At 51.3% G+C, this 11,048-nt stretch carries 8 protein-coding genes; 3 read left to right on the forward strand and 5 right to left on the reverse strand.

What is annotated here, in order from left to right; all coding sequences use genetic code 11:
* Positions 1-109 precede the first annotated feature (109 nt).
* Positions 110-796, forward strand: a complete 687-nt coding sequence (locus M4D81_RS11715) for a G1 family glutamic endopeptidase (protein WP_260066376.1) — start codon at positions 110-112, stop codon at positions 794-796.
* Positions 797-882: 86 nt separating this feature from the next.
* Entirely contained in the window at positions 883-1,770 is an 888-nt protein-coding gene (locus tag M4D81_RS11720) for a DUF2268 domain-containing putative Zn-dependent protease (protein ID WP_260066377.1), read from the forward strand.
* A 73-nt stretch (positions 1,771-1,843) separates the two neighbouring features.
* Here M4D81_RS11720 and M4D81_RS11725 read toward each other — a convergent pair whose 3' ends face one another.
* Positions 1,844-3,070, reverse strand: a complete 1,227-nt coding sequence (locus M4D81_RS11725) for an amidohydrolase (protein WP_260066378.1) — start codon at positions 3,068-3,070, stop codon at positions 1,844-1,846.
* 32 nt (positions 3,071-3,102) lie between these two features.
* The gene (locus tag M4D81_RS11730; protein ID WP_397376672.1) at positions 3,103-3,789 is read right to left on the reverse strand and encodes an ankyrin repeat domain-containing protein; all 687 of its coding nucleotides are present in this window, start codon (positions 3,787-3,789) and stop codon (positions 3,103-3,105) included.
* Between the two features lie 125 nt (positions 3,790-3,914).
* Here M4D81_RS11730 and M4D81_RS11735 point away from each other — a divergent pair, with 125 nt between their 5' ends.
* Complete coding sequence (locus tag M4D81_RS11735; protein WP_260066379.1) at positions 3,915-4,784, forward strand: LysR family transcriptional regulator; 870 nt, start codon at positions 3,915-3,917, stop codon at positions 4,782-4,784.
* Positions 4,785-4,871: 87 nt separating this feature from the next.
* Here M4D81_RS11735 and M4D81_RS11740 read toward each other — a convergent pair whose 3' ends face one another.
* The 3 genes from M4D81_RS11740 to M4D81_RS11750 all read right to left on the reverse strand — a co-directional run bounded on the left by M4D81_RS11740 (position 4,872) and on the right by M4D81_RS11750 (position 10,817).
* Positions 4,872-6,722 carry an ABC transporter ATP-binding protein gene (locus M4D81_RS11740; RefSeq protein WP_260066380.1) on the reverse strand — a complete coding sequence of 617 codons (1,851 nt, stop codon included), beginning with the start codon at positions 6,720-6,722 and terminating at the stop codon, positions 4,872-4,874.
* Positions 6,706-8,481: an ABC transporter ATP-binding protein gene (locus M4D81_RS11745; protein WP_113060624.1), complete on the reverse strand. Its 1,776-nt coding sequence runs from the start codon at positions 8,479-8,481 to the stop codon at positions 6,706-6,708. Before M4D81_RS11745 ends, M4D81_RS11740 begins: the two co-directional genes overlap by 17 nt.
* Before the next feature lie 278 nt (positions 8,482-8,759).
* Positions 8,760-10,817 carry a HelD family protein gene (locus M4D81_RS11750; RefSeq protein ID WP_260066381.1) on the reverse strand — a complete coding sequence of 686 codons (2,058 nt, stop codon included), beginning with the start codon at positions 10,815-10,817 and terminating at the stop codon, positions 8,760-8,762.
* Positions 10,818-11,048: the final 231 nt, after the last annotated feature.

The raw sequence follows: 11,048 nt of genomic DNA on the forward strand, positions 1-11,048 counted from the left end.
CTCTTCATCGGTACACCAAGATCTAAACAAACTTTCTAACAGAAAACCCATGCCAACTCTACCAATTCTTCATTAGATATACTATCAATCTAGTAAAGGCGGTGGAGATATGGGGATTCTCACGATAGATAAGTGGAATCACACTTGCCAACTTGACACTTCAGCCAAGCCGCGTCGTAACATCGGATGGATTTCAAGCAATTGGAGCGGATACAGCCTCAAAGGAAAAAAAGGTGCTTACAAACAGATCTCCGCCAAATGGAATGTGCCGTTTGTTCGTCCAAGCCGTGCGGCGACCTATTCGTCAGCATGGATTGGAATTGACGGCTTCGGCAACAGCAATCTGATACAGACCGGAACAGGTCATGAATTCATAGACGGCAAGGCTTACTATTATGCATGGTGGGAGATCCTCCCGGCCTCGGTTACGATCATTCCGCTGCCGATTCAGCCGGGTGACCGGATGCATGCCAGCATCAGCAAGCGCAGCGGTTCGAACTGGTTAATCTGCCTTCGAAACGAAACCCGGAACTGGACATTTCGAACATTACAACGATACGATGGTCCGCAGACCTCGGCGGAATGGATCGTTGAAGCGCCACAGGTCAATGGGGCTCTTGCAACAATGGCACGATTATCTCCTGTCGTCTTCTCCTGCTGCCGGGTCAATGGGAAAAGTCCAAAGCTGACTGCTGATAACGGGGGCATCATGCTCCAGAATTTAAAAGTTACCTCCATTCCCTCCGATCCGAACAGGGCAGGAGACCGGTTCGTTGTCAAAAGTATTTATTCATAATAGAGACTTGACCTTCACGCAGCGTAAAGGATTATCCTCAACATTATACGAAGCAGCTATTGCTTCGATAAGAGGAGGATATCAGTATGCAATTGATCGCCATCGATACACTAACCCATCAACAGCAAGCGCTGGAATCTGAGCCTGAGCTGCGGATCGCCGCATATGAGCAGCTTGTGAATCAGCCGCTTCAGCCGTTTATGGACACGATACGCAAGCGTATGCCTCAAGGACAGGACGATTACGATATGACGCAGCTGCTGGGATTATTTCGCTCGGCCGATCATCCGGAGGAGGCGCTCCAGGCTTTGTCTCGTTTGGAACAAGCGAGTTCCTGGAGCCGATGCAAGGAAGCCGTGATGAAGGCATATGCCGCATTAAAGCCGCAAGCTCACGGCATTGAGCTGGGAGATTTGCTCTTCACTCTGGCGCTGGGTGATCCTGAGCGGTTCGGCCCGCATCCCGGATATACAGGTTCAGGGGGAACACCGGGACAAATCATGGTGGTTGTGTGGCCGAACGATTATAATCTGCCGAGGCTCGCAGCCATTACGGCACATGAATTCCATCATAACGTGAGGCTCTCTTATGAGCCATGGAGTGCCGAGACAACGGTCGCTCAATACCTAGTGCTGGAAGGACTCGCTGAAGCTTTTGCCGCCGAAATGTACGGAGAGGATCTCTTGGGACCCTGGGTTCATGCCCTGAATGAAGATCAGCACAGCGAGCTTCTGCCGCGTTATCGGGAAGCGCTGCAGGTAACCGGGTTCAATGAGATACGAGGTTACATGTTCGGGGATTTGGAAGGGGATCTTTACGGCTTTACGAAAATGGGCATTCCACCCTATGCGGGGTATTCCATCGGCTACCGGATCGTAACCGATTATTTAAGACAGAGCGGTAAATCCGCGGTCGAGGCGACTTATATTCCCTGGAGGGAAATCATTGCGGATTCCCCCTACTTCAGGGAATAACAACCCAAAGCCCATGAACGAACAACAGCCGCTGCACGCCGGAAAACTCCGGCAAGCAGCGGCTGCTTTTTTATCATGATTCGTAAACCGGTTTTCCCTTGAACAGGACGGCCCGGCGGCGTGACCGCCTGGCAACGGCTTCGGCCGAGCAGCTGGCTTTTACGATCACCGCGTCCGCCGCATCCCCGACGTTGGGCCAGGCATAGCGGCCGTCCTGATCCAACGGCGTCACCCCTCCCGTAATAAACCCGAGAGCCTGTCCGAGCGAACGCTCATCGTACATATGGAAGCGTTCGGCCAGCGTGCCCGTTTTGTCCAGATTATCCCCTTTGCCGAACGGGGACCAATGGTCCATAATGCTGTCTTGCCCAAGCGAGATGTCTACGCCGCGGCGGTGCAGCTGCGGAATCGGAATGGTTCGGCCAAGCGGTACGGAAGAGGTGACCGAAATGCCCAGATCCGCCAACCGAATCGCCACCTCATCCACTTCGCTTGGTGAGACGTCCGCGAAAGCCAGCGCATGGCTGAGCGTAACCCTCCCGTTCCAACCCGCCTCTTCCGTAAGGTCAGCTACGCGCTTAAAGGTATTCAGCCCTACATGCGACGACTCATGCAGGTGCAGGTCAATGCCGGCGTTGGCTTCAACGGCCAGCTCCATCACGGTGTTCAGTGATTTTTCCATATTTTCATCCACTGTTGTGGGATCCAAACCACCAACAAGCGCTGCTCCGTTCCGGAGCGCATCCCTGACCAAAGAGACGGACTGGCTGCGAAGCAAGCCATGCTGTGGAAATGCTACAATCTCGACAAAAGCTTTTTCCCTGTATCCTTCAACCGCCTGCAAGGTGGCCTCTAAATTTCTCAAGCCGACAACAGGATCCACATTGCAATGGGAGCGGATATGGGTAGACCCGTAGCGCAGGAGCAGATCCAGCAGTCCCTCCGCTCTTTCCTTGGCAGTAGGCAGCAGCTCCGGAAGCAGCCTCTCTTCCTCCTCGATTCGGCTGAAGATTCCGTGAGCCGGACGGCTCGGTGCCTTCCATGGGCCTCCATAATAGGTTTTGTCCAGGTGGATATGCATATCTCTAAATGATGGGAGCATCAGATCCCCCTGCATATCCCGTGTCGGCAGTAACGTATCAGGCAAAGCCTCCGCAGGTCGGATCTCTGAGAAAGCCCCATTTTCTATTTTTACATGAAAGAGTCCCGTTTCGGTTCCGATCACGACATCATCCTCGTAGCGGTAACCTGTTTCCAGACGGACATTCAGCAGCCAATATGCAGTGCTCTGTTCGTTCATAGCGTTCATCCCCTTCTCGCTTATACCTGCCTCTATTTGCCTTGCCCTTCGTTTACAGCGTCCAATAAGATGCGCTCGATCTCTTGATATCCCCGCTCCCTGGCATGCTGCAGGGGAGTTACGCCATTCCCGTCGGGAATCCGGGCATCCGCCCCATGATCCAGCAGCAGCTTAACGATGTGCTGATATTTCTCACTGCCGTCACCGAGAATGACAGCCTCCAGCAGTGCGGTCCAGTTCAAATGATTTATATGGTTCACATCGACGTCGGTCCGAGTCAGCAGCTCTTGAACAATCTCTACATGTCCGCGGTCGGAGGCCGGAATGAGAGCCGTCCCGCCATAACGGTTCGTCAACGTCACATCGGCATCGGCTTCGATCGCGAGCCGCAAAATTTCCATCATTCCTTCTGCACCGGCATACAAAAATACGTTATTCCGTTGGTGATCCCGAATATTGATATCAGCGCCTGCCTGGATCAAGGCCTCAACCGTTCCGACATGATTGTGATAGGTCGCAGCCATCACGGCTGTTCTTCCCTGCTCATCCGTCGCATTGATGTCTGCGCCGGATTGAAGAAGCTGTCGTACTTGCTCCGTATTGCCTTGCTCGGCAAATTCAATGAGTTCACGATTCATATTCTGCACCTCTTCTTTCTCCGGATTGGATTGACAGGCCGACAGGAAAAGGATCAATAGAATCGCTGATAAACGCAGCACTCGATGCTCCCTCCTCTTTCTATCGTGTATATTGGTATGCTAACATGAGACAGAACCATATGAAAAATACTTATAAAATTGAATTCACTAAGGTTTTTCATATACAAGGAGGATGGTTTCAACCTATGGACATCAGACAGCTCCGGTATTTTATTGCCATCGTGGAGGAGGGTACGATCTCGCTTGCCGCCAACCGGCTTCATATATCCCAGCCGCCCCTCAGTCAGCAGCTGAAAGCGATGGAGGAAGAGCTCGGGTCCGTCTTGGTATATCGCCGAGGAAAGCGGCTTGAAATCACTGAATCGGGTAAAGCGCTGTATAAATATGCGCTCCAGATGACACAGCTCATGGAAGAGGCCAAAGCCGAGGTTATAGAGGTCGGAAACGGCGATAAGGGCACGCTGAGTCTTGGCATCAATACATTATCTTCGGTAGAGCTGCCGTCATGGCTGCATGAGTTCAAGGCAAGATATCCCCAAGTTTCGTATAAAATTCAGCAGAACGAGTCGTATCAGCTCTGTGAGCTCGTAAGAAACCGGTCGCTCGAACTAGCGATCGTCCGCCTGCCGCTTGAATTGGATGATTTCTCGATCCTTCATCTGCAGACGGAGCCCTTTTATATGCTCACCTCTGAGGCATCTATGGAACAGGAGATAACCCTCTCTCATATTGCGCAGTATCCGCTCATTCTGCCGAGCACGGAAGGATTGGGCGTATATTATACGATCCAGATGGCTTTCTCGGAACAGAAACTCCAGCCGAACATTGCAGCCGAATGCTCCGACATTTCGCTGCTGCTGCGCTTGGTCGCTTCAGGTTTTGGCGTGGCGATCGTTCCCGAAACGCTGGTCAAGCAGCACCTGCCAACATCTGTTCATGCCTTCAAAATCAAGGACACTCCGGCAGCGGCTTCCACAGCCTTAATCTGGCTGAGGGATCATCACGTCTCCAGAACGGCTCTGAACTTCATTGACTTGTTGACAAGTGCCCTATAACTGCTTACTGCTTCTATAACCGGCCGCTCAATCAAAAAGAGGACAGAGCTAATGATAGCTCTGTCCTCCGGCAAGAAATTAATGCGGCTATTTTGTACGATACAATGAACCGGCAGTCTCATGCTCCTGCTTCTGTCCTTGGGAGTGAAGATACAGCTCTTCATAATACCCATGGGAATCCAGCAGTTCCTGATGCGTGCCTTGCTCCACGATCCGGCCTTTGCTCATGACCAAAATCCGGTCCGCCCCCATGATCGTAGATAGGCGATGGGCAATGACAAGAGTCGTTCGCCCCTCGGCCACGAGCTGCAGGGCGTTCTGGATCAGCTGCTCCGTATGCGAATCCAGATTAGCTGTCGCTTCGTCTAGAATGAGAATCTTGGGCTGGAACACAATAATTCGGGCGAAGGAGATCAGCTGCCGTTCACCAGCGGACAACCCGCTGCCCCGCTCCGACAACCGGGTATCATAGCCTTCCCTCATCCTCATGATGATCGAATCCGCACCGATAAAGCGGCAAGCCTCGATCACCCGTTCCCTCGAGATGGTCTCGTCGAACAGCCGTACATTGTCCAGCACCGTCCCGGAGTAGAGAAACGGCTCCTGCTGAACAAGGCCTACCAGCCGGTGCAGATCAGACTGTGCCAGCTCCCTGATGTCGATTCCATCAATTCGAATGCTTCCTTCATTTACATCATAGAAACGGCACAGGAGACTGATAAGCGAGCTTTTTCCCGCGCCGGTGGTACCGACAATCCCGATCATCTCTCCAGGGCTGATATGGAGATCCAGGTCCTGAATAACCGGCGCCCCGCCTTCATAACCGAACGTGATCCGGTCAAAGTCAACGCGTCCCTTGACTCTTGCTTTCTCAATGCCTGCCGGCTTGCGTTGATCGGTAACCTCAGGCTGAATCGCCAGGAGACCCCATATCCGGTTAATCGCCACCGTTGCCGATTGCAGCGTATTCCACTGCTGGGTGATCGTGTTGATCGGCTGAAAGAATAAACGAATATACGTTATGAAGGCATACAGCACGCCGAACTCCAGCGTCGTTCCCAAGACTGCTTGTCCGCCGAGCCACGTCACGAACGCAATCGCCAAGTTGTTCAATATTTCGTAGGAGCGGTTAAACAGCACATTCGTCCGGATCTCCCGAATGTTCGCTTTGAAGTAAGAGTCGTTCCGTTCCTCGAACTGCTTCTCCTGCTCCTTCTGCTGATGGAACACTTGGATCAGATTCATGCCCGATAGATTCTCGGCCACAAAGGCCACCAGCCGGGATAACCGCGTTCTGGCCATCTGATAGGTGTGACGCATATAACGCCGGAACGCAATGGCAATCCCTGCAATGATCGGCAGCAGGATCAAGCAGTATAAGGTCAGCGTGACATCCAGCTGGAACATCAAGACCAGAATGAAGATCAAGGTGAAGCCGTCGCGGAACAGGCTGAGCAGCACCTGGTTAAAAAATTGATTGATCGCTTCGGTATCACTGGACACATGCGTAATCAAGCTGCCGCTCGACACTTTATCGAAATAAGACATCGACAGTTTGGATATATGGGCAAACAGCCGTTTGCGAATGCTCGCTACAATGCTCTGCCCCGCTTTTTGCAGCAAATTATTTTGCAAATAGGTAAACACCATACTGAGCAACGATAACAAAAAATAGATAGCGCATATGAGCATCAGGCCCCGAAAATCGTTCTTGCCGACCATCAGATTATCATCGATTGCGATTTTCATCAGATACGGCTGAAGCAGCTCTGCCGAGATGGCAATCAAGGTGCAGCCGATAAACCCGGCAAAAATCAGCTTGTATTCCTTCATATACCCCGATAAAGCACGGAATGTGGAAATATACTTGGGCTTGGACTGAGGGGCATTCAGATCCGCCTTCTGGTCCAGCTGCCAATTGTTAATGGCCTGTGCCATGATGCTTCATCCCCTCTTCCTGAATGTCATGCAGCGTCCGGTACAGTCCGTCCTTCGACAGCAGTTCTTCATGCGTACCCCGCTGAACCATCTCGCCCTGATCCAGGACGATAATCTCATCGGCATGTTTCAATGCACTGATCCGGTGGGCAATAATGATCGTAGTCTTCCCAGCGCGGATATCCCGAATCGTCTCCATGATTTCCGTCTCCGTCACCGCGTCGACGGCGCTTACGCTGTCATCCAGAATGAGGATAGGTGCATCCTTGATTATTCCCCGTGCAAGGCTGGTCCGCTGCCGCTGTCCCCCGGACAGCGTAATGCCGCGCTCCCCAAGGCGGGTTTCGAACTTGTCCGGAAACTCCACGATGTTGTCGTAGACTCGTGCTTTTCGCGCCGCTTCCTCGACGACAGCCGGCTCCGTGTCCCGTTTATAGAAGGCAATATTCTCGCGGATGGTCGAGCTGAACAGGAAGCCGTCCTGGGGAACATAGGCGATCCCTTCGCGCAGGCTTTTTAATGTAAGCTTCCGAATGTCCACGCCCCCGATCAGAACTTTCCCCGGAGGCGGGTCAAAAGTACGCAGCAGCAGCTTCATAAGCGTAGTCTTGCCGCTTCCCGTCCTGCCAATAATGCCCAGCGTCGATCCGGGCGGAACATCCAATTGAATGCCCCGCAGAACCTGTCTGGCCCCCTCCTCTTGACCATCTGCATCCTCGTAAGAGAAGGATAAATCACGCACTTCAATGCCCGGGTTCTCCTGATTCAGCTCCTTGGCGCCAGGCAGTTCCTTAATGTCGGCCTGCTTGCCAAGCAGGTCGTTTAATCGGTCAAGCGAAGCCCTCGCGCGCTGAACGACATTAATGACATTGCCGATCTGCTGCAGCGGATTCATTAGCATGCGAATGTAAAGCGTCAATGCGACAAAGTTTCCGACCGTAATCCGTCCTAGAATGGTCAGGTAACCGCCGAATAAGAGGGCGATAATGAGTGAGGTAGCGCCCAGAAACGGAATGATCGATTGAAAGAGCGATGATACGCGTACCAGCCGCAGCTGCTTGTCCCGGATGCGGTCCACCGTCGTCCCAAAACGCCGCTTCATCGTGTCTTCCACCGCGAACTTCTTGGTGACACGGATTCCGCCAAACTGCTCCTCCGCCGATTCCGTCATCACACCCAGCGCTTCCTGTACCTGCAGTGACCTTCTCCTGATAATCGGTCCGAGCCAAACGACAATGACCGGAATCAGCAGCAAAGGCGCGATGCTCGCAGCTACCAGATACAGCGGTACGTTCGTGATCAGCAGCATAACGATTGTGGAGACCAGCAGGATGGAGGAGTTTGCCGTCTGATTGATCCCCATGGAGATCGCTTCCCTTACCGTCGTCACATCATTCATGAAATAACTTAGCAGCTTGCCAACGCCATTCTTGGAATAAAATCGCTCACTAAGCCCCGTAAAATGGACAAACAATCGGCGGCGGTTCATAAATTCGAAATACCGCCCCGTGTACATCACCAGAAACTGACCGATCCCGCCGATGACGGCAAAGCCGACACCGATACCCAGCAGCGTCCAGCTGTACTGCACGATACCGTCGACAGACAATAAACCATCCTTCAGTTCATCCGTAAAATTGCCCAGCACCCTTGGGAAGTTCACGTGGATGATGTTAGCAACCAAATGGCAGCAAACCGACAATACATAAAACGGCCACGTCTTCCTGAAAAAGTCTCCAAGTATTCGATGAGAGTCCAATGTCCCATATCACTTCCTGTCCCGTTATTGGATTGATTAGCCCGTTACGTTCCTCCCTCCATACGTTTGCTGTGATACTCCCATATTAATAGGTTCTAGAAATAAATCAGTCCTCCTTCCCGAACGGCCATATGATTTATACAAATTCAGACATACCGAGTAACAGCAGCCGATATCATTTCAATCCAATCATCCAAAGAAAAAAGCCGCAACCATTCGTCGCGACTTTTTTAAAAGGTGTTCCTATGGATGGTGCTATCCTGATTTTCGGCTCACGCTCACACCGCCAACCAAGGAGCCGGCTCGCCCGAACAGGTCAGCGAAAGCTTATGCATGGCACGAGTACAAGCAATATAGAGTAAGCTTCGATCCATCTCGGAACGATAGTTTTCGGCGTCCGCAAAAGGAACGATAACCTGATCGAATTCCAGACCCTTGGCCATATGGGCGAAGGTGATCGTAATTCCCTCCTCAAAGCGTTCACTGCTAAAATCGAGCAGATTCACGCTGCCCTGAAGCCCCCTGATGGACTCATGCACCTGCCGGGCCTCTGAAGACGTTTTGCATATGATCCCCATCGTCTGCATCCCGGAATCTAAAAAGTGACGGCTACGCTCTTGAATGAACGCCAGCTCCTCCCGGACGTCACGACACCGGATCACCTGCGGCTCTTCTCCATGCCGTTCCACGGGAATCATGGTGCTGCCCGGATGAATTCGCTTCGCGAGTCCCATAATTTCCAGCGTGGAACGATAGCTTTTTAACAGCTCTATTGTATCGGCATGCGGAAATACGCTCTTGATATCATCCAGTGAAGTGGACGTATATACGTTGACCGACTGGTTGCTGTCCCCAAGTATCGTTTTTTTGCACGAAAACCATTTCGATAGCACGACGTATTGAATCGGTGTATAATCCTGCATTTCATCGACCAGCAGATGCTTCACCATATCGTATGACGTGTTTCCTTCCAACTTCATTTTGAGATACAGCAGCGGAAAAACGTCCGCATACTCAATCGTTTTCCTTCCGTTCATGACAAACATGTCCGGTTTGTTCCTAGATGAGAAAAATTCCTTGTACATGCTGAGCACATTTTGAAATTTGAACATGTTCTTGATTGAGGTTTTGACTTTTTTGGCTTCTACCGCAGTCAGTCTCTCTCCATCCTCTGTACGAACCCGGCCTGACAGGATGGAAGCAGTCTTCTCCAATCGCTGCCTGATCGGCGTGATCATGGTGCCAAGATAACAGTCCCTGATCTCCGAAGCCGAAATACATACGTCTTTCAGCTGAATATCCGCAGCCAGGAAGAAATGCTCTTCGGCATATTTCATATAAGCCTCCAGCTCATGTACGAAGTGCATGCTGGCCTTATACCGGATCCGTTCAATGGCCTGTTCGTCATCGGCGCTCACGATTTCGTTCACCTGTTCGAAGAAGGTCTGAAACTGACATAATCCCCCCAGCTCTTTGGCAGCAAGCTCCTCCATCGTAACCTCCATGATTTTCTCTTCGCCAAGCTCTGGCAGAACGTTGGATATATAATCAGAGAACACTTTATGGGGAGATATAATGAGCACGTTGCTGGAAGTTAACGTCTCCTTATGGCGGTACAACAGAAAAGCTACCCTGTGCAGAGCCACGGAGGTTTTGCCTGAACCTGCCGCCCCCTGTATGATCAGCACATTCGCGGTTTCGTTTCGTATGATGGCATTTTGCTCCTGCTGGATGGTAGCCACAATATTCTTCATCTTCTCGTCCGACGTGCTGCTGAGCTCCTTCTGCAGGACGTCGTCATTGATGTTCATGGAGCTCTCAATCATATATTCCATTTGACCGTCTTTGATTTTGTACTGCCTTTTGACGGTAATTTCGCCTTGCATCCTGCCCATGGGGGCTTCATACGACGCAGGACCGACATTGTAATCATAAAACAAGCTTGCTACCGGCGAGCGCCAATCATAAATGAGATGCTCCTGACTCTCCGAGTTCGTGAAGGAATGGATGCCAATATAGTAGGCACCTTCTTCTTCCGGTTCATTCGATCGGAAATCCACCCTGCCAAAATACGGCGACGTGAGTAGCTTGCGCATCTTCTGCAGCCTGGCAGCCGTCTTCTCACCCGTATCAATGGACAAGGAAATATCAACCCGGTTGGCTGCCCGTTCCGCCGCATCCAATTGTGCCATGTTGACCCACAGATACTTCTTGGCTTCAATGATATCCCTGTAAGAATCAGACACCTTCCCCTCTAATTCCTTCGATGCCCGATGAAGCTCCTTTACTACAAACTCTAGATATTCCCGCTCTGTGCCTTCGCTTGGATTCAGCATTAGGAACCTCCCCCTCTTTGCTAAAGAATAGCTTTAAGTATAGGGGTTTCCCGAAAAAAATATAGACTTATACTTTCCGTTGTAGTATTGTGTATTTATCGTGGGTCCAAAAACACCTATACGATTTGTACATCAACCATAATGTCATGACATAGATAAAAAACCAGGCTGCATGCTCATGTGGTATTATCCCCTGATGGTAGACAGTGAAAAAAGAGGACATGTTACAAT

It is taken from the genome of Paenibacillus sp. p3-SID867, assembly GCF_025142895.1.
GTDB lineage: Bacteria > Bacillota > Bacilli > Paenibacillales > Paenibacillaceae > Paenibacillus_AQ.

Excerpts from the sequence above, each read along its gene's own strand:
- M4D81_RS11725 (WP_260066378.1), bottom strand. The coding sequence starts at position 3,070 with ATGAACGAACAGAGCACTGCATATTGGCTGCTGAATGTCCGTCTGGAA.
- M4D81_RS11715 (WP_260066376.1), top strand. The coding sequence starts at position 110 with ATGGGGATTCTCACGATAGATAAGTGGAATCACACTTGCCAACTTGAC.
- M4D81_RS11720 (WP_260066377.1), top strand. The coding sequence starts at position 883 with ATGCAATTGATCGCCATCGATACACTAACCCATCAACAGCAAGCGCTG.
- M4D81_RS11750 (WP_260066381.1), bottom strand. The coding sequence starts at position 10,817 with ATGCTGAATCCAAGCGAAGGCACAGAGCGGGAATATCTAGAGTTTGTA.
- M4D81_RS11740 (WP_260066380.1), bottom strand. The coding sequence starts at position 6,722 with ATGGCACAGGCCATTAACAATTGGCAGCTGGACCAGAAGGCGGATCTG.
- M4D81_RS11735 (WP_260066379.1), top strand. The coding sequence starts at position 3,915 with ATGGACATCAGACAGCTCCGGTATTTTATTGCCATCGTGGAGGAGGGT.